The sequence below is a fragment of the Pseudomonas sp. LAP_36 genome (assembly GCF_019456785.1).
Taxonomy (GTDB): Bacteria; Pseudomonadota; Gammaproteobacteria; order Pseudomonadales; family Pseudomonadaceae; genus Aquipseudomonas; species Aquipseudomonas tritici.
The window spans coordinates 25,812-44,789 of record NZ_JAHZMS010000007.1 but is presented as its reverse complement, the minus strand read 5'-3'; the positions used below and the strand labels follow the sequence as shown (position 1 = coordinate 44,789).

Genomic DNA, 18,978 nt, shown 5'->3' with positions numbered 1-18,978 from the left:
AGGCCGTTTTTATTTGTCGCTCAGGTGTTTAGCGAAATAGCGAACGGACTAAGCGCAGATGTTTAAAGTTGTAAGCCCAAGGTAAATAGCCGGTAAAGGCGCTTTTCTTAACGCGCTCCAGTGCTTATCTTTCAGCCTCCCAAAGAAGAAGCTCTCGCGCCCAATGGTTGATCACTCCATGCAATCCTCCCCCCGCAACTCCCGCCGCTGGTTGTTCGGCCTGCTCGTGCTGCTGGTTATCGCCGGCCTGTGCTGGAAATTCTGGCCCAGCGGTGCCGCCCATAAAGACGCGCCGGCCGGCCATGCGAGCAAGACCGGCATGGCGCGCCCTGGGTTTGGCGGTTCCACTGGCCCGGTGCCGGTACGCGTGGCGCCTGCGGTGCTTGGCGAGTTCCCGGTGTACTACAAGGCCTTGGGCACGGTTACCGCACTGAACACGATCAATGTGCGCAGCCGGGTGGGTGGCGAGTTGGTGAAGATCGCCTTTGAAGAAGGGCAGATGGTCAAGGCCGGCGACCTGCTGGCCGAGATCGACCCGCGCAGCTACCAGAACGCCTTGCTCCAGGCCCAGGGCACGCTGATGCAGAACCAGGCCCAACTGAAAAACGCCCAGGTCGACGTGCAGCGTTATCGCGACCTGTTCGCCCAGGACAGTATTGCCAAGCAGACCCTGGACACCGCCGAAGCGCTGGTTTTGCAATACCAGGGCACGGTCAAGACCAACCAGGGCGCGGTGGATGACGCCAAGCTCAACCTCGAATTCACCAAGATCCGCGCACCGATCAGTGGCCGCGTGGGCCTGCGCCAGGTGGACGTGGGCAACCTGGTGGCGGCCAACGACACCACCTTCCTGGCCGTGATCACCCAGACCCAACCGATCAGCGTCGCCTTCACCCTGCCGGAAAATACCCTGGAAACCGTGCTTGCTCGCTACCACGCCGGCAACAAACTCCCTGTGGAAGCCTGGGACCGTGGCGATGTGAAAGTACAGGCCACCGGCGTGCTGCAGAGCCTGGACAACCAGATCGACGTCACCACCGGCACCCTGAAATTCAAGGCGCGCTTCGATAACAAGGACCAGGCGCTGTTCCCCAATCAGTTCGTCAATGTGCACCTGTTGGCTGACACCCTGCATAACGTAGTGCTGGCGCCGTCGGCGGCGATCCAGTTCGGCAACACCGGCACCTTCGTCTACGTGCTCGACGGCGACAAGAAGGTCAAGGTGCAGCCGCTGGTGGTCGGCGATACCGATGGCGATAACACCGTGATCAAGCAAGGTCTCAAGGCCGGCGACCGCGTGGTGCTGGAAGGCACTGACCGTCTGAAGGACGGCAGCGAAGTCGAAGTGGTGAATGAGAGCAGCGAAGTGCCGACCACGCCTACCGAACACCTGCAAGGCAAGCCCGCCGCGAAAGGGGAGACCGGCGCTGCCGCCGGCAAGGCGCAAAAGGTCGGTTCATGAACCTGTCGCGACTGTTTATCCTTCGCCCGGTCGCCACCACGCTGAGCATGCTGGCCATTGTGTTGGCCGGCATCATTTCGTACCGCTTGTTGCCGGTTTCGGCGTTGCCCCAAGTGGACTACCCGACCATTCGGGTGATGACCCTGTACCCCGGCGCCAGCCCGGATGTGATGACCAGTGCGGTCACCGCGCCGCTGGAACGCCAGTTCGGGCAAATGCCCGGCCTCACGCAAATGGCCTCCACCAGTTCCGGCGGCGCGTCGGTGCTGACCCTGCGTTTCAACCTCGACATCAATATGGATGTCGCCGAGCAACAGGTGCAGGCCGCGATCAACGCCGCGACCAACCTGTTGCCCAAGGATTTGCCGGCGCCGCCGGTGTACAACAAGGTCAACCCGGCGGACACCCCGGTGCTGACCCTGGCCATTACCTCAAAAACCATGTTGCTGCCCAAGCTCAATGACTTGGTCGACACGCGCATGGCGCAGAAAATCGCGCAGATCAGCGGCGTCGGCATGGTCAGCATCGCCGGTGGCCAGCGCCAGGCCGTGCGCATCAAGGTCAACCCCGAGGCCCTGGCGGCCAACGGCTTGAACCTGTCGGACGTGCGCACCTTGATCGCCGCGTCCAACGTCAACCAGCCCAAGGGTAACTTCGACGGCCCCACCCGCGTGTCGATGCTTGATGCCAACGACCAGTTGGTCTCGCCCGCGCAGTACGCCGAGTTGATCCTGGCCTACAACAATGGCGCGCCGTTGCGTCTAAAAGACGTGGCACAGATCGTCGACGGCGCCGAAAACGAGCGCCTCGCGGCCTGGGCCAATGAAAACCAGGCCGTGCTGCTGAATATCCAGCGCCAGCCGGGGGCCAACGTGATCGAGGTGGTGGACCGCATCAAGGCGCTGCTGCCAAGCATCACCGACAACCTGCCGGCCGGCCTCGACGTGACGGTGCTCACTGACCGCACCCAAACCATCCGGGCGTCGGTGAAAGACGTGCAGCACGAATTGCTCATCGCCATCGCCCTGGTGGTGATGGTGACGTTCCTGTTCCTGCGCAGAGTCAGCGCCACGCTCATTCCGTCCATCGCCGTGCCGCTGTCGTTGGTGGGCACCTTTGGCGTGATGTACCTGGCGGGCTTCTCCATCAACAACCTCACGCTGATGGCCTTGACCATCGCCACCGGTTTCGTGGTGGACGATGCCATCGTGATGCTGGAGAACATCTCGCGCTATATAGAGGAGGGCGAAACGCCGTTGGCCGCGGCGCTTAAGGGCGCCAAGCAAATCGGTTTTACCCTGATTTCCCTGACCCTGTCGCTGATCGCGGTATTGATTCCGCTGCTGTTCATGGCCGACGTCGTGGGGCGTCTGTTCCGTGAGTTCGCCATCACCCTGGCAGTGGCTATCCTGATTTCCCTGGTGGTGTCCCTGACCCTCACGCCGATGATGTGCGCGCGGCTGCTCAAGCGTGAACCCAAGGAAGAGGAGCAAAGCCGATTCTACAAAGCCAGTGGTGCGTGGATCGATTGGTTGATCGCGCGTTATGGAAGCATGTTGCAGTGGGTGCTCCGGCACCAACCGCTGACCCTGCTGGTCGCCATCGCGACCCTGGGCCTGACCGTGGTGCTGTACCTGGTGGTGCCCAAAGGCTTCTTCCCGGTGCAGGATACGGGCGTGATCCAAGGTATTTCCGAAGCGCCGCAGTCGATTTCCTTCGCCGCCATGAGCCAGCGCCAGCAGGACCTGGCGAAGATCATCCTGGCCGATCCAGCGGTGGAAAGCCTGTCGTCCTACATTGGTGTGGACGGTGACAACGCCACCCTCAACAGTGGGCGCTTGTTGATCAACCTCAAGGCTCACGGCCTGCGCGACTTGAGCGCAGCCCAAGTGATCACCCGCTTGCAGCCGCAAATCGACAAGCTGGTGGGCATCCGCCTGTTCATGCAGCCGGTGCAGGACTTGACCATCGAAGACCGTGTCAGCCGCACCCAGTACCAGTTCAGCATGTCTTCGCCGGATTCCGAGTTGCTGGCGTTGTGGAGCGAAAAACTGGTCCACGCGTTGAGCCAGATGCCCGAACTCACCGACGTTGCCAGCGACCTGCAGGACAAGGGCCTGCAGGTGTACCTGGTGATCGACCGCGATGCGGCGTCACGCCTGGGTGTCAGCGTGTCGACCATCACCGACGCGCTTTACGATGCCTTCGGCCAACGGCAGATTTCTACCATCTACACCCAGGCCAGCCAGTACCGCGTGGTATTGCAGGCCCAGTCCGGCGAAACCCTGGGCCCGGATGCGCTGAACCAGATCCATGTGAAAACCACCGATGGCGGCCAGGTGCGCTTGTCCAGCCTGGCCCATGTGGAACAGCGCCAGGCGCAACTGGCGATTGCGCACATCGGCCAGTTCCCGGCGGTGATGATGTCCTTCAACCTGGCGCCTGGTGTCGCGTTGGGCAAAGGCGTGGAGCTGATCAACCAGACCCAGAAAGACATCGGCATGCCGGTGGGCGTGCAGACCCAGTTCCAGGGCGCGGCCCAGGCGTTCGAAGCCTCGCTGTCGAGCACCTTGCTGCTGATCCTGGCGGCCGTGGTCACCATGTACATCGTGCTGGGTGTGCTCTACGAGAGTTATATCCACCCGATCACCATCCTCTCGACCTTGCCGTCGGCGGCCGTGGGCGCGTTGCTGGCGTTGCTGCTCAGTGGCAATGACCTGGGCATGATTGCGATCATCGGCATCATTTTGCTGATCGGTATCGTCAAGAAGAACGCGATCATGATGATCGACTTCGCCCTCGATGCTGAACGCAACCAGGGGCTCGACCCGCAGACCGCGATCTACCAGGCGGCGCTGCTGCGCTTCCGGCCGATCCTGATGACCACCTTGGCCGCATTGTTTGGTGCAGTACCGTTGATGCTCGCCACCGGTTCCGGCGCTGAACTGCGTCAACCTCTGGGCCTGGTGATGGTCGGCGGTTTGTTGGTGAGCCAGGTGCTGACCCTGTTCACCACGCCGGTGATTTACCTGTACTTCGATCGCCTGGGCCGTCGCTGGCGCAAAGAGCCGCAAAGCCTGGAGCCGGTTGAGTCATGAACCTGTCCGGACCTTTCATTCGCCGGCCGGTAGCGACCATGCTGCTGAGCCTGGCGATCATGTTGCTGGGCGGTGTCAGCTTCAATCTGCTGCCGGTGTCGCCGCTGCCGCAGATTGATTTTCCGGTGATCGTGGTGTCGGCCAGCTTGCCTGGCGCAAGCCCCGAGGTGATGGCGTCTACCGTGGCCACGCCGCTGGAGCGCTCGTTTGGCGCGATTGCCGGCATTACCACCATGAGTAGCTCGTCGAGCCAGGGCTCTACCCGGGTGATCCTCGCGTTTGACTCCGACCGGGATATCAACGGCGCGGCGCGGGAAGTGCAGGCGGCAATCAATGCCTCGCGCAACCTGCTGCCCAGCGGCATGCGCAGCATGCCCACCTACAAAAAGATCAACCCGTCCCAGGCGCCGATCATGGTGCTGTCGCTGACCTCGGACGTGCTGCAGAAAGGCCAGTTGTACGACCTGGCCTCGACCATTCTTTCGCAAAGCCTGTCCCAGGTGCCGGGCGTAGGCGAAGTGCAGATCGGCGGCAGCTCCCTGCCGGCGGTGCGCATCGAGCTGGAGCCCAAGGCGCTCGACCAGTACGGCGTGGCCCTCGACGATGTGCGCAACACCATCGCCAACGCCAACCAGCGCCGGCCCAAAGGCTCCCTGGAAGACAGCCAGCGCAACTGGCAGATTCAGGCCAACGACCAACTGGAAAAAGCCAAGGACTACGAGCCGCTGCTGATCCGCTACCAGAACGGCGCCGCCTTGCGCTTGAGTGATGTGGCGAAGATCAGCGACGGCGTTGAAGACCGCTACAACAGCGGCTTCTTCAACAACGAACCGGCGGTGCTGCTGGTGATCAACCGCCAGTCCGGTGCCAATATCATTGAGACGGTCAGGCAGATCAAGGCGCAGTTGCCGGCGTTGCAAGCGGTGCTGCCGTCCAGCGTCAAGCTGAGCCTGGCGATGGACCGCTCGCCGGTGATCACGGCGACCTTGCACGAAGCCGAGATGACCCTGCTGATCGCCGTGGGCCTGGTGATTCTGGTGGTGTACCTGTTCCTCGGTAACTTCCGCGCCTCGCTGATCCCGACCCTGGCGGTGCCGGTGTCGCTGGTGGGCACCTTCGCGGTGATGTACCTGTACGGTTTTTCGTTGAACAATTTTTCCTTGATGGCGTTGATCCTGGCCACCGGCCTGGTGGTGGACGATGCCATTGTGGTGCTGGAGAACATTTCCCGGCATATCGACGAAGGCGTGCCGCCGATGAAGGCGGCGTACCTGGGGGCCGAGGAAGTCGGGTTTACCTTGCTGTCGATGAACGTGTCGCTGGTGGCGGTGTTCCTGTCCATTCTGTTTATGGGCGGGATTGTCACCAACCTGTTCCGCGAGTTTTCTATCACCTTGTCGGCGGCGATCATTGTGTCGCTGATTGTCTCGCTGACCCTGACGCCCATGCTGTGCGCGCGCTGGCTCAAGCCCCACGTCAAAGGCCAGATGACCGGCTTGCAGCGTTGGAGCCAGAAGGTCAACGACCGCATGGTTGCCGGCTACGCGACCAGCCTGGATTGGGTGCTGCGCCATCGTCGCCTGACCCTGCTTAGCCTGTTGCTGACCATTGGTTTGAACGTGGCGTTGTACGTGGTGGTACCGAAAACCTTCATGCCGCAGCAGGACACCGGCCAATTGATCGGTTTTGTGCGGGGCGATGACGGCCTGTCGTTTAGCGTGATGCAACCGAAGATGGAAACCTTCCGCAAAGCCGTGCTCAAGGACCCGGCGGTGCTCAGCGTGGCCGGCTTTATCGGCGGCAACAATGGCACCAACAACGCGGTGATGCTGGTACGCCTCAAACCTATCAGCGAGCGCAAGATTTCCGCCCAGGCGGTGATCGAGCGGCTGCGCAAGGACGTGCCGCTGGTGCCGGGCGGGCGGCTGTTCCTGATGGCCGACCAGGACCTGCAGTTCGGTGGCAGCCGCGACCAGACCAGTGCGCAGTATTCCTACATCCTGCAAAGTGGCGACCTGGCGGCACTGCGCCTGTGGTATCCGAAGGTCGTCGCGGCCTTGCGCGAGCTGCCGGAACTCACCGCCATCGACGCCCGCGAAGGCCGGGGTGCGGCGCAGGTCACGCTGATTGTCGACCGCGACCAGGCCAAACGCCTGGGGATCGACATGAATATGGTCACGGCGGTGCTCAACAACGCCTACAGCCAGCGGCAGATTTCCACCATCTACGACAGCCTCAACCAGTACCAGGTGGTGATGGAGGTCAATCCCAAATACGCGCAGGACCCGATCACCCTGAACCAGATGCAGGTGATCACCGCTGACGGCGCGCGGGTACCGTTATCGACCATTGCCCATTACGAGAACAGTTTGGCGGACGACCGCGTCAGCCACGAAGGCCAGTTCGCTTCGGAAAACATTGCCTTCGACATGGCGCCCGGTGTGACAGTGGAGCAGGGCACGGCCGCTATCGAGCGGGCGATTGCCAAGGTCGGCTTGCCAGAAGATGTGATCGCCAAGATGGCCGGCACCGCCGATGCCTTCGCGGCCACACAGAAGGGTCAGCCGTTCATGATCCTCGGCGCGCTGGTGGCGGTGTACCTGGTGCTGGGCATTCTGTATGAAAGCTACATCCACCCATTGACGATCCTCTCGACCCTGCCGTCGGCCGGTGTTGGCGCGATGCTCGCCATTTACCTGACGGGGGGCGAGTTCAGCCTGATCTCCTTGCTGGGCCTGTTCCTGCTGATTGGTGTGGTGAAGAAGAACGCGATCTTGATGATCGACCTGGCCCTGCAGCTGGAGCGTAAAGACCGCATGGGGCCGATGGAGTCGATTCGCAGCGCCTGCCTGATGCGTTTGCGGCCGATCCTGATGACCACCCTGGCGGCCATCCTCGGTGCGTTGCCTTTGCTGTTGGGCAGTGGTGATGGCGCGGAAATGCGTCGCCCCCTGGGCCTGACCATCATCGGCGGCCTGGTGTTCAGCCAGGTCCTGACCCTTTACACCACCCCGGTGGTTTACCTCTATCTCGACCGCGCGCGCCATCGCTTCAACAAATGGCGCGGTGTGCGTACCGATGCTGCCCTGGACACTGCGCTATGACCGATTCAACCTTTGCCCAATTGGCCATGTTCCGTGGTTGCCGCGTGGCGAGCCTGGTGCTGTGTGGCGTGTTGCTCAGCGCCTGCGCTATTGGCCCCGACTACAAGCGCCCGGAAGTCGTCGAGCCCGCCCAATTCAAAGAAGCCCAAGGCTGGCGCCAGGCAACCCCGAGCGACGCCTTGGCCCGTGGCGCCTGGTGGGAGCTGTACGGCGACCGCCAGCTCAATGACCTGGTGCTGCGCCTCAACAATTCCAACCAAACCGTCGCCCAGGCCGAAGCGCGCTTTCGCCAGGCCCAGGCGCTGGTGCGCAGTTCCCGTGGTGCGTTTTACCCCAGCGTTGACCTCAGCGTCGGTAAAACCCGCGCCAGCCAAGGCACCGGCAGCAGCAGCGCCAGCCTGAGCAGTTCCAGCAGTGGTATCCGTGACACCCTGAATGCACAGTTAGGCGTGAGCTGGGAGGCGGATATCTGGGGCAAATTGCGCCGTGGCCTGGAAGCCAACGAGGCCAGCGCCGAAGCCAGCTCGGCGGACCTGGCGGCGATGCGCCTGAGCCAACAGTCGGAACTGGTGCAAAGCTACCTGCAACTGCGCGTCATGGATGAACAGACGCGTTTGCTGCAAGCCACGCTGGAGGCCTATCAGCGCTCCCTGCAAATGACCCAGAACCAATACCGCGCCGGTGTCTCCGGCAAGGACGCGGTGGCCCAGGCGCAAACCCAGCTCAAGACCACCCAGGCCAGCCTGATCGACCTGATCTGGCAACGTGCCCAATTGGAAAACGCAATTGCCGTGCTGATCGGCGAGGCGCCGGCCAACTTCAACCTGGCGGTGAGCAAAGACATCCCGGCACTGCCGCAGATTCCGCTGAGCCTGCCGTCGCAATTGCTTGAGCGTCGCCCGGATATCGCCTCGGCCGAACGCTCGGTGATCGCCGCCAACGCCAATATCGGCGTGGCCGAGGCCGCTTACTATCCGGACCTGAGCCTGAGCCTGGCCGGCGGCTATTCCAGCAGTACCTATTCCGACTGGATCAGCCTGCCGAACCGCTTCTGGTCGGTAGGCCCCAAGCTCGCCATGACCCTGTTCGACGGCGGCCAGCGTTCGGCGGAAGTCGACCGCACCGTGGCCAGCTATGACGAGACCGTCGCCAAGTACCGCCAGATCGTGCTGGATGGTTTCCGCGAAGTGGAAAACTACATGGTGCAGCTCAAGGTGCTGGAAGACGAGGCGGTGGTCAGCAATGAAGCGCTTGAGGCCGCGCGTGAATCGCTACGGCTGACCCAGAACCAGTACAAGGCCGGGCTGATTGCCTACCTCGACGTGGTCACCGTGCAAGCGACGGCCCTGAGCAACGAACGCACCGTGTTGACCTTGTTGCAGTCCCGCCTGGTGGCCAGTGTGCAATTGATCGCCGCGTTGGGCGGTGGCTGGGATGGGAAGACACCCATTGCCGAGAAAGACTGATCAACACCTGTGGGCGTTGGCTCGTCTGCAATGACCCTAGGTATCTACACATTTTCAATGTGATAGTGCGTAGCAGCTGTCGAGCCCCGGCGAGGCTGCGTTGGCGACCTGCCTGACACACCGCTGACGCAGCCTCGCCGGGGCTCGACAGCTGCTACGCAGAGGGTTCGCTGTAAATGTGTAAATACTTATGCTGCGATGACATCAACTCGGTCTGCCTGATGCACCGAGGCGCCTGTATCGCGGGCAAGCCAGCTCCCACAAAAAAGCCAGCCAGGCACACTGTCCACACCGTTTTCGAGCCATCCGATTGACGTCAAAGTGCCAGTGATAGCTATACGATAATTAATCAACTGTACAAGAATTATTCTCGCTACAATCGCCCGCTTTGCCACTTTGCACGGGCCTCTCAGGCCTGCTGCGCACGAGAAGTCCCATGCTCATCGGTAGTTATTCACCCTCCCTGGTTGCGATCTCACTGCTTGTCGCGATCCTTGCTTCCTACACCGCGTTAGATCTGTCCGGCCGCATTGCCACCGCCAAAGGTCGCGCGGTCTATCTATGGATAGCCGGCGGCGCGATGGCGATGGGGGTCGGGGTGTGGTCGATGCATTTCATCGGCATGCTCGCGCTGCGCCTACCGTTTGCGCTGGGCTTCGATACAGGCATCACCGCGTTGTCGTTGTTGATCGCGGTGCTGTCCAGCGGCTTTGCGTTGTGGCTGGTCAGCCAGCCGCGTTTACCTGCCTGGCAACTGGCGTTTGGTGCGCTGATCATGGGCACCGGCATCGCCTGCATGCACTACACCGGCATGGCCGCGATGCGCATGACGCCGGGTATCGACTACGACCCGGCCTTGTTTGGCGCCTCTTTGTTGATTGCCGTCGGGGCCTGCGGCGCAGCGTTGTGGATCGCCTTCAATCTGCGCCGTAATACCCCGTACGTGCGCCTGGCACGGGGTGGCGCAGCGGTCGTGATGGGTTTTGCCATCGTCGGCATGCATTACACCGGTGTGGCGGCGGCGCAGTTCGCCGATGACAGTTTCTGCGGTGCCGCACTGGACGGCTTGAGCGGCAATGGCCTGGACAATCTGGTACTTGTCACGACCCTGGCGGTGCTCGCCATCGCCTTGCTGACCTCACTGCTCGACGCGCGCCTGGAAGCCCGCACGGCGGTGCTCGCTGACTCCCTGACCCAAGCCAACCAGGAGCTGACCCACCTGGCCCTGCACGACATGCTCACCGGCTTGCCCAATCGCACCTTGCTCGCTGACCGCATTCAACAAGCCATGCAGGCCGTCAAGGAGCAGGGCGGTTGCTTCGCACTGATGTTTATCGATCTGGACGGCTTCAAACCGGTCAACGATGCCTTCGGCCACCACATGGGCGATCAGTTGCTGCGTGAAGTTGGCCAGCGCCTGCGTGAAGATTTGCGCAGCCAGGACACCCTGGCGCGTATCGGCGGGGATGAGTTTGTATTGCTGGTGCAACTGACCCAGCCGGATGACGCACTCGGCCTTGCCGAACGCCAGGTGATCCTCATCAATCGCGCGTTCCAGGTAGCCGAGCATGAGCTGAAGATCTCCGCCAGCGTTGGTATCGCCATGTTCCCGGGCAACGGTAGCAACCCCCAGGAACTGCTGATGAACGCCGACGCCGCGATGTACCACGCCAAGGGCGTGGGCAAAAACGGCTACAGCTTTTTTGATGCATCGATGAACACCAATGCGCGCAAGCAGTTGCAGTTATTGCAAGACCTGCGCAATGCCCTGGAACAGCAGCAGTTGCAGCTCTACTACCAGCCCAAGTTCGACGCGGTCAGTGGTATTCCGGTCGGCGCCGAAGCGCTGTTGCGCTGGGAGCATCCGCAACATGGCCTGCTGCTGCCCGCGATGTTCATCGAACTGGCGGAAAAGTCCGGGCTGATCATTCCCATCGGCGAGTGGGTGCTCAATGAAGCCTGTCGCCAAATGAGTATCTGGTACGCCCAGGGCTACGAAGACTGGCGCATTGCGGTGAACCTTTCGGCCATGCAGTTTTGCCATGCCGGACTGGTCAAGAGCGTGGCTGCGGCCCTTGAACGCCATCAGTTGCCAGCCAACAACCTGACCCTGGAAATCACCGAAACCACCGCCATGAGCGATGCCGATGCCAGCATGACCGTGTTGCAGGCGCTGTCGGACATGGGGGTCGATTTGTCCATCGATGACTTCGGCACGGGTTACTCCAGCCTCATGTACCTCAAGCGCCTGCCGGCCAATGAGCTGAAGATCGACCGTGGGTTTGTCCGTGACCTGGAGCACGACAGCGATGACGCCGCCATCGTCTCGGCCATCGTCGCACTCGGCCAGGCGTTGGGGTTGCGCATTGTTGCCGAAGGCGTGGAAACCAATGTGCAGCAGCGTTTCCTGACTCGGTTGGGGTGTGATTCCCTGCAGGGTTACCTGCTCGGGCACCCGTTGCCGGCGGAGGGGTTCATGGCCGATATACAGCGCGCCGAAATAGGCGTTATGCCTGACAAAAGCCGTGCGTGACGGGTATTCTCGGATACGACCCTAAACATCAGGTTGAATCAGGAGAACGCACGCATGGACAAAGTCGTCATCATCACCGGGGGCAGCCGTGGGATCGGCGCCGAGACGGCCTTGCTGGCCGCTCGCGAGGGCTATCGCATCTGCATCAACTACCAATCCGACGAAGAGGCTGCGCACCGTGTGCTCGAGCAGGTCCGTGCGCTGGGCGTCCAGGCGATTGCCGTGCGCGCCGATGTGAGCAGCGAAGATGAAGTGATCGCCTTGTTCAACCGTGTCGACGTCGAACTGGGCCGCGTCACCGCACTGGTCAACAATGCTGGCACCGTGGGGCATAAGGCGCGGGTTGATGAGATGTCCGAGTTCCGCATCCTCAAAATCATGAAGACTAACGTGCTCGGGCCGATCCTGTGTGCCAAGCACGCGGTGCTGCGCATGTCGCCCAAGCATGGCGGGCAGGGCGGCAGCATCGTCAACGTCTCGTCGGTGGCGGCGCGACTGGGCTCGCCGGGTGAATATGTCGATTATGCGGCCTCCAAAGGCGCGCTCGACACGTTCACCCTGGGCTTGTCGAAGGAAGTCGCGGGCGAGGGCATTCGTGTCAACGCCGTGCGCCCTGGTTACATCTTCACTGACTTCCATGCCCTGAGCGGCGACCCGGACCGCGTCAGCAAACTCGAGTCCGGCATCCCCATGGCCAGGGGCGGGCGCCCGGATGAAGTGGCGGAGGCGATTATCTGGTTGCTGTCGGATAAGGCTTCGTATGCGACGGGCACATTCCTGGACCTGGGTGGCGGCCGCTGACCGGACTGACGCCATCGCGGGCAAGCCCGGCTCCCACATTGGAATGCGTACACCTGTGGGAGTCGGGCTGGCCCGCGATGGCTCAAAATGACCGCACAATCCGCCCCAACGTCTCCATGGCCTTCTCTGACGCTTCGGTCCACGGGCTGCCGTAGTTCAAGCGAATACAGTTCCTGAACCGTTGGGTCGCCGAGAAAATCGGTCCCGGCGCGATGCTGATACCTTGCGCCAACGCCATTTGGAACAACTTCAACGAATCCGTCTGCTCCGGCAATTCCAGCCACAGGAAATAGCCGCCGGCCGGTTGACTGACGCGCGTCTGCGCCGGGAAGTAGCGCGCGATGGCAGCCAGCATGGCGCTTTGCTGCTCTTCCAGGGCATAGCGCAATTTGCGCAGGTGCCGGTCATAGCCGCCGTGTTGCAGGTAATCGGCGATCGCTGCCTGGGCGGGCATCGACGGGCACAGCGAGGTCATCAATTTCAAGCGTTCGACCTTCTGCGCAAAGCGCCCGGCTGCGACCCAGCCCACGCGATAGCCAGGCGCCAGGCTTTTCGCGAAGGAACCGCAATGCATCACCAAGCCTTCGGTATCGAAAGCCTTGGCCGGTTTGGGGGCCTGTTGGCCGTAATACAGCTCGGCGTACACATCGTCTTCGATCAGCGGCACCTGATGGCCGCGCAACAGTTCCACCAGCGCCTGTTTCTTGGCTTCCGGCAAGGTCGCGCCCATCGGGTTCTGGAAGCTGGTCATGGTCCAGCAGGCCTTGATCGGGTAGCGCTCAAGGCTTTGCGCCAGGGCGTTGAGATCAATGCCATCGCGCGGGTGCACGGGGATTTCCACCGCCTTGAGTTTCAAGCGCTCCAGCACTTGCAGGCACGCATAGAACGCGGGGGCTTCGATCGCCACCAGGTCGCCCGGTTCGGTGACGGCTTGCAGGCACAGGTTCAGTGCTTCCAGCGCGCCGTTGGTAATCAGCAGCTCTTCCATGGGCAGCATCAGCCCGCCGACCATATACCGCAGCGCGATTTGCCGACGCAGCTGGGGGTTGCCCGGTGACATGTCGGTGACCACCAGGCGCGGGTCCATCTCGCGGCTGGCGCTGGCCAGGGAGCGGGCCAGGCGCGGCAGCGGGAACAGCATCGGGCTGGGGAAGGCCGAGCCGAAAGGCACGGTGTTCGGGTCCTTGATCGAGTCGAGCACCGAGAACACTAGTTCGCTCACGTCCACTTCGGTGGATTCATGCACCTGTTCACTCACTACCGGCTCGGAGAACGGGCTGGGCGCATGGGTGTTGACGAAGTAGCCAGAGCGCGGCCGCGCGCGGATCAGGCCACGACGCTCCAACAGGTAATAAGCCTGGAACACCGTGGACGGGCTGACGCCGTAGGTCTGGCTGGCATAGCGCACCGATGGCACCCGCTGGCCGGGGCCGAGCACGCCAGAGCGGATCAGTTCTGCAATGTCGTCGGCGAATTTTTCGTAGCGTTTCATGGGGCCTAATCACTTTCTAAAATTGTACGCAGGGCTAAGTGGGAGCTGGCTTGCCAGCTCCCACATTGGATCTTCAGTGCCTGACAGGCCTCAGCGATTCAGCGGCGCCACAAAGCGGCTATCAGCCGCGCTGTAGATCCACGGTTCATCCACATCCGTCACCTTGAAGCGCAGGGTTTGCGAACTGCTCGCCGGTTTATCCGCCAGCAAGGCCACCGACACCGGCACATCGCTGATTTCCCCCGGCGCCAGGCTGATCTCGGTCTTGCCTTGCAGCTGGAAGCCATCGGCGTCCACCAGTGCCAGGCGGTAGTCCTGGCGTTGTTGGGTCTTGTTGATCACCTTGAGGCTGTAGATGTTTTCGATCAGGCCCTGGGCGTTCTCACGGAACATGCCACGGTCCTTGGTCACATCCAGCGACACCATCGGCCGCTCCACCAACGCCACCACCAACGCTGCAATCATCACCAACAGCACGGCACTGTAGCCGATCAGGCGCGGCCGTAGCAGGTGGGTCTTGCCGCCTTGCAGTTGATGTTCGCTGTTGTAGCTCACCAAACCTCGGTCGTAGCCCATCTTGTCCATGATCGAATCGCAGGCGTCGATGCACGCCGCGCAGCCAATGCACTCCATTTGCAGGCCGTCGCGGATGTCGATACCGGTCGGGCAGACCTGCACGCACAGTTGGCAGTCAATGCAATCGCCCAAGCCGACGTCGGCGGGGTTGACCTCACGTTTGCGCGGGCCACGGTGTTCGCCGCGGGCCACGTCGTAGGAAATGGTCAGGGTGTCCTTATCAAACATGACGCTTTGGAAACGCGCATACGGGCACATGTGCATGCACACGGCTTCGCGCAGCCAGCCCGCGTTGAGGTAGGTGGCGCCGGTGAAAAACAGCACCCAGAACAGGCTGACGCCGCCCATTTGCCAGGTCAGCAATTCGGCGGCCAGCGGGCGGATGGGGGTGAAGTAGCCGACAAAGGTCAGCCCGGTCAGCACGCTGATGCCCAGCCACATCGTGTGTTTGGCCGAGCGTCGCGCCAGCTTGTTCAGGCTCCAGGGCGCGGCTTGCAGCTTGATGCGCTGGTTGCGTTCACCTTCGGTGACCTTCTCGCACCACATGAACAGCCAGGTAAACGAGCTTTGCGGGCAGGTATAGCCGCACCACACGCGGCCGGCAAAGACGGTGATCGCAAACAGGCCGAAGGCGCAGATGATCAACAATGCCGACAACAGGATGAAGTCCTGCGGCCAGAACGTGGCGCCAAAAATGTGGAATTTACTTTCCGCCAGGTCCCACAGCACCGCCTGCCTGCCACCCCAGTTCAGCCACACAGTGCCGAAAAAGGCCAGGAACAGAACGCCTGCACCGCACACGCGCAAGGTGCGGAACAGGCCGGTAAAGCTGCGGGTATGAATCAAGGTGTCGCTGGATCTGGCCTTCACCTTCTTTGGGTGTATGGGCTCAAAGGTTTCCACGGTGGGGATTCGTTCGCTCATGGTCGTTCGCTCATCAGCCTCCATCAGGCGGATGAACTATGCGCGTGGCTCTGTTTGCATAACAGACTCAGCTAGGGCGATAAAAAGCGGATCAGATGGGCTATGGGGGAGTCGCTGCGACAATGTGCTGCACCCCGTGGAGCAAGGGGCGCAGCGTTGTCCGGTATGTGCTGATGCAGATCAATTAAATCAACGAACCAGGCTCGTCGGCCTTTACATGTTGACGCCCATCGTGGGCGCCCGCGACCGTCAGCGCGTCTGCCTCGGCTTCGGTGATATAGATCCGCTCGGCCGCCAATTCCACATAAGACATGGCTTTTTCGAGGTCGGTGACAATATTGACCCGGGTCGCTGGCACGCTCTGTTCCTGGCCGTTGTCATCAAGCATGAAGTAGCACAGTTGGTTTTCGATACGAATGGGCATGCCAATCTCCTGTTTTGTGAGCTATAGAAGGTTAGGGGACGGCGGCGCGCAGGGGTTCCAGGCAACTGACTGGCGGTCGCCGCTGTCCATCCTTTACCAACAATGACGAAGGACAGCTGAGATGGACGCTTGGTGGCATGAAGTGTGGCAAACCCTGCAGGCCGAATTTGCCGACATCGGCGACGCCAGGCAGCTCACCCAGATCACTGTGCGCTTGCTGATCGCCGCGATCCTCGGTGGCATTCTCGGTTTTGAGCGAGAGAGCAAGGGCAAGGCCGCCGGGGTGCGCACACACATGCTGGTGGCGTTGGGCGCTGCGCTGTTCGTGATGGTGCCGCAGATGTCTGGCAATCAGGCGGATGCCATGAGCCGGGTGGTACAGGGCGTGATCGCCGGGATCGGTTTCCTCGGCGCTGGCACGATCATCAAGGGCAAGGATGATGAAGAGGGCCATGTCAAAGGCCTGACCACCGCAGCCGGCTTGTGGATGACCGCTGCGATTGGGGTCTCGGCCGGGTTGGGCCGGGAATCGACAGCGGTTCTGAGCACATTGCTGGCCTTGGTGGTGTTCAGCGTGATGCCGAAAATCGTCAAGCGTTTCGAGAAGGACTGACGATCACCGGGGGCATGGTCGTCGGCGGTTCTTCGACCGGCGGCGGCTCATTTTCTGGCGGCTCCTTTTCCGGAATGGGCGCCGGCTCAGTGGGCGGCAGGGTCGGGTTGTCGATATTTGGGTCCGGCGTTTCAGCCGGGATTGGGATATTCATCGGTGTGGCCTCCTTTGTGCTTGACTCCAGCGGTGGACAGCCGCCGGGCCGAATTGATTCCCGCCCAGTGGCGACACATTCACCTGAACTTTTAACAGCGGCGCAGGCTCGGACCTATAAGCGGCCCTGCTCAGGGAGAGCATGGCCGCATCAGAATTCGGATCAAGCAAAGAGCGTCCATAGGGCGTAAGGGGAAGATGCTCGATGACTGCTGAAACACAGGTTCCAGAAAACGCCATATTGCCGCTGTCCCAGGCACTGTTGCTGCCCAGGATCGCTATCGAAAGCACCACCCCCGTGATTGACGGCGGCGAATTCGCCGTCAAGGCGGTGGTGGGTCAAAGGGTCAATGTCACCAGCACCGTGTTCGCCGACGGCCATGACAAGCTCGCCGTACTGATCCGGTGGCGCCCGCTGCAGGAAGAGAGCTGGCACAGCGTGGTGATGACCGATGTCGGCAACAATGGCTGGGAGGGCGCGTTCACCGTCAGCCAGCAAGGCCCCCACGAATATTGCATTGAAGCCTGGATCGATACCTTCGCCAGCTTCTGCTACGAGTTGCGCAAGAAGCATGAAGCCGGCGTACCGGTCAGCCTGGAGTTGCAGGAAGGCCGCAGCCTGGTGCTGCAGGCCGCCGAACGCAGCGACAATGAACTGCGCGACCGCCTGATGCTGCTGCACCACGAACTCTCCGGCCTGCTGGAAACCGAGCAAGTCGCGAAGTTCCTGCACGAAGACAGTGCACACCTGATGACCCAGGCCGATCACCGCGCCTATTTGAGCATCAGCGCTGTGTACCCGATTGATGTGGAGCGCGAGGCCGCGCTGTTCGCCAGTTGGTACGAGCTGTTTCCGCGCTCGATCACTGACGATCCTGCGCGTCATGGCACCTTTAATGATGTGCACTCGCGGCTGTCGATGATCCATGACATGGGGTTTGATGTGCTGTACTTCCCCCCCATCCATCCGATCGGGCGCAGCCACCGCAAAGGCAAGAACAACTCCCTGACGGCTGGCCCTGATGATCCGGGCAGCCCGTATGCGATTGGCAGCGAAGAGGGCGGCCACGAGGCCATTCACCCGCAACTGGGCAGCCGCGATGACTTCCGTCGCCTGGTGCAGGCCGCTGCCGACCATGGCCTGGAAATCGCCCTGGACTTCGCCATCCAGTGCTCCCAGGACCATCCGTGGCTCAAGGAGCACCCGGGTTGGTTCAACTGGCGCCCGGATGGCACGATCAAATACGCGGAAAACCCGCCGAAAAAGTACCAGGACATTGTTAACGTCGATTTTTACGCGGCGGACGCGATCCCAGGCCTGTGGACCGAACTGCGCGACGTGGTGGTGGGTTGGGTGGAAGAGGGCGTGAAAACCTTCCGAGTCGACAACCCGCACACCAAGCCGCTGCCGTTCTGGCAATGGCTGATCAGCGACGTGCGCGCCAAATACCCGGACGTGATTTTCCTCGCGGAAGCGTTCACCACGCCGGCGATGATGGCGCGCCTGGGCAAGGTCGGTTATTCCCAGAGCTACACCTATTTCACCTGGCGCAACACCAAGGCCGAGCTGAGCGAATACCTGACGCAGTTGAACGCGTCGCCATGGCGCGAATGCTACCGGCCGAATTTCTTCGTCAATACGCCGGATATCAATCCGCCGTTTTTGCATGAGTCAGGCCGCCCGGGCTTTTTGATCCGCGCTGCGCTGGCCACCATGGGTTCGGGCCTGTGGGGCATGTATTCGGGCTTTGAATTGTGCGAAGCGGCGCCGGTGCCAGGCAAAGAGGAATACCTGGATTCAGAGAAGTACGAGATCCGCCCGCGAGACTTCACCGCCCCCGGCAACATCATCGCCGAGATCGCTCAGCTCAATCGCATACGCCGGCAAAACCCGGCGCTCCAAACGCACCTGGGCTTGAAGCTTTACAACGCTTGGAACGACAACATCCTGTATTTCGGCAAGCGCAGTGAGGATGGCAGCAACTTCATTCTGGTGGCGGTCAACCTTGACCCTTATAACGCGCAGGAGGCCAGTTTCGAGTTGCCTCTGTGGGAGTTGGGGTTGCCGGATGATGCCGAGACGCAGGGCGAAGACCTGATGAACGGCCATCGCTGGACCTGGTACGGCAAGACCCAGTGGATGCGCCTTGATCCGCAGATGCCGTTTGGAATATGGCGTATCACCACATCCTGAGCCAAGTGAAGATCAACTGTGGGAGCTGGCTTGCCGGCGATAGCGGTACATCAGTCAACACGTGCTGTGCTGACACACCCTTATCGCAGGTAAGCCAGCTCCCACATTAAACCGCGTTCATTCAGCCGGTTTTTTCAG

12 protein-coding genes are annotated in these 18,978 nt (G+C 61.5%); 8 read left to right on the top strand and 4 right to left on the bottom strand.

The features are described 5' to 3' along the window. Positions 1 to 163 precede the first annotated feature (163 nt). From JBO08_RS21060 to JBO08_RS21035, 6 genes are all read left to right on the top strand, one after another. Positions 164 to 1,462, top strand: a complete 1,299-nt coding sequence (locus tag JBO08_RS21060; RefSeq protein WP_065881531.1) for an MdtA/MuxA family multidrug efflux RND transporter periplasmic adaptor subunit — start codon at positions 164 to 166, stop codon at positions 1,460 to 1,462. Further along, positions 1,459 to 4,560 (top strand): MdtB/MuxB family multidrug efflux RND transporter permease subunit, encoded by a 3,102-nt coding sequence (locus tag JBO08_RS21055; RefSeq protein ID WP_065876324.1) that lies wholly within the window; start codon positions 1,459 to 1,461, stop codon positions 4,558 to 4,560. The genes JBO08_RS21060 and JBO08_RS21055 overlap by 4 nt, the downstream gene beginning before the upstream one ends. Then, positions 4,557 to 7,664: an efflux RND transporter permease subunit gene (locus JBO08_RS21050; RefSeq protein ID WP_220074912.1), complete on the top strand. Its 3,108-nt coding sequence runs from the start codon at positions 4,557 to 4,559 to the stop codon at positions 7,662 to 7,664. The genes JBO08_RS21055 and JBO08_RS21050 overlap by 4 nt, the downstream gene beginning before the upstream one ends. Further along, a complete protein-coding gene (locus JBO08_RS21045) occupies positions 7,661 to 9,130 on the top strand; it encodes an efflux transporter outer membrane subunit (RefSeq protein ID WP_220074911.1) in 1,470 nt (489 codons plus the stop codon). Before JBO08_RS21050 ends, JBO08_RS21045 begins: the two co-directional genes overlap by 4 nt. Before the next feature lie 436 nt (positions 9,131 to 9,566). Continuing rightward, on the top strand, positions 9,567 to 11,663 hold the full coding sequence (locus JBO08_RS21040; RefSeq protein WP_065946399.1) for a bifunctional diguanylate cyclase/phosphodiesterase: 2,097 nt from the start codon (positions 9,567 to 9,569) through the stop codon (positions 11,661 to 11,663). Between the two features lie 54 nt (positions 11,664 to 11,717). After that, complete coding sequence (locus JBO08_RS21035) at positions 11,718 to 12,464, top strand: SDR family oxidoreductase (RefSeq protein ID WP_065876320.1); 747 nt, start codon at positions 11,718 to 11,720, stop codon at positions 12,462 to 12,464. An 82-nt stretch (positions 12,465 to 12,546) separates the two neighbouring features. Here JBO08_RS21035 and mapR read toward each other — a convergent pair whose 3' ends face one another. The 3 genes from mapR to JBO08_RS21020 all read right to left on the bottom strand — a co-directional run bounded on the left by mapR (position 12,547) and on the right by JBO08_RS21020 (position 15,880). After that, entirely contained in the window at positions 12,547 to 13,956 is a 1,410-nt protein-coding gene (mapR, locus tag JBO08_RS21030) for a GntR family transcriptional regulator MpaR (protein ID WP_049708586.1), read from the bottom strand. Between the two features lie 90 nt (positions 13,957 to 14,046). Next, entirely contained in the window at positions 14,047 to 15,456 is a 1,410-nt protein-coding gene (gene ccoG, locus JBO08_RS21025) for a cytochrome c oxidase accessory protein CcoG (RefSeq protein ID WP_220074910.1), read from the bottom strand. Between the two features lie 184 nt (positions 15,457 to 15,640). Continuing rightward, positions 15,641 to 15,880: a DUF3203 family protein gene (locus JBO08_RS21020; protein WP_065889745.1), complete on the bottom strand. Its 240-nt coding sequence runs from the start codon at positions 15,878 to 15,880 to the stop codon at positions 15,641 to 15,643. 121 nt (positions 15,881 to 16,001) lie between these two features. On the opposite strand from JBO08_RS21020, the gene JBO08_RS21015 reads away from it, so the two are divergent. Continuing rightward, a complete protein-coding gene (locus tag JBO08_RS21015) occupies positions 16,002 to 16,493 on the top strand; it encodes an MgtC/SapB family protein (protein WP_065876317.1) in 492 nt (163 codons plus the stop codon). Here JBO08_RS21015 and JBO08_RS21010 read toward each other — a convergent pair. Beyond that, positions 16,471 to 16,647, bottom strand: a complete 177-nt coding sequence (locus JBO08_RS21010) for a hypothetical protein (RefSeq protein ID WP_175403076.1) — start codon at positions 16,645 to 16,647, stop codon at positions 16,471 to 16,473. The genes JBO08_RS21015 and JBO08_RS21010 overlap by 23 nt on opposite strands. Before the next feature lie 204 nt (positions 16,648 to 16,851). Here JBO08_RS21010 and JBO08_RS21005 point away from each other — a divergent pair, with 204 nt between their 5' ends. After that, positions 16,852 to 18,840 (top strand): alpha-1,4-glucan--maltose-1-phosphate maltosyltransferase, encoded by a 1,989-nt coding sequence (locus JBO08_RS21005; protein WP_065876316.1) that lies wholly within the window; start codon positions 16,852 to 16,854, stop codon positions 18,838 to 18,840. Positions 18,841 to 18,978: the final 138 nt, after the last annotated feature.

Excerpts from the sequence above, each read along its gene's own strand:
- JBO08_RS21045 (WP_220074911.1), top strand. The coding sequence starts at position 7,661 with ATGACCGATTCAACCTTTGCCCAATTGGCCATGTTCCGTGGTTGCCGC.
- JBO08_RS21010 (WP_175403076.1), bottom strand. The coding sequence starts at position 16,647 with ATGAATATCCCAATCCCGGCTGAAACGCCGGACCCAAATATCGACAAC.
- JBO08_RS21020 (WP_065889745.1), bottom strand. The coding sequence starts at position 15,880 with ATGCCCATTCGTATCGAAAACCAACTGTGCTACTTCATGCTTGATGAC.
- JBO08_RS21035 (WP_065876320.1), top strand. The coding sequence starts at position 11,718 with ATGGACAAAGTCGTCATCATCACCGGGGGCAGCCGTGGGATCGGCGCC.
- JBO08_RS21015 (WP_065876317.1), top strand. The coding sequence starts at position 16,002 with ATGGACGCTTGGTGGCATGAAGTGTGGCAAACCCTGCAGGCCGAATTT.
- JBO08_RS21060 (WP_065881531.1), top strand. The coding sequence starts at position 164 with ATGGTTGATCACTCCATGCAATCCTCCCCCCGCAACTCCCGCCGCTGG.
- JBO08_RS21005 (WP_065876316.1), top strand. The coding sequence starts at position 16,852 with ATGACTGCTGAAACACAGGTTCCAGAAAACGCCATATTGCCGCTGTCC.
- JBO08_RS21055 (WP_065876324.1), top strand. The coding sequence starts at position 1,459 with ATGAACCTGTCGCGACTGTTTATCCTTCGCCCGGTCGCCACCACGCTG.
- JBO08_RS21050 (WP_220074912.1), top strand. The coding sequence starts at position 4,557 with ATGAACCTGTCCGGACCTTTCATTCGCCGGCCGGTAGCGACCATGCTG.
- mapR (WP_049708586.1), bottom strand. The coding sequence starts at position 13,956 with ATGAAACGCTACGAAAAATTCGCCGACGACATTGCAGAACTGATCCGC.
- JBO08_RS21040 (WP_065946399.1), top strand. The coding sequence starts at position 9,567 with ATGCTCATCGGTAGTTATTCACCCTCCCTGGTTGCGATCTCACTGCTT.
- ccoG (WP_220074910.1), bottom strand. The coding sequence starts at position 15,456 with ATGAGCGAACGAATCCCCACCGTGGAAACCTTTGAGCCCATACACCCA.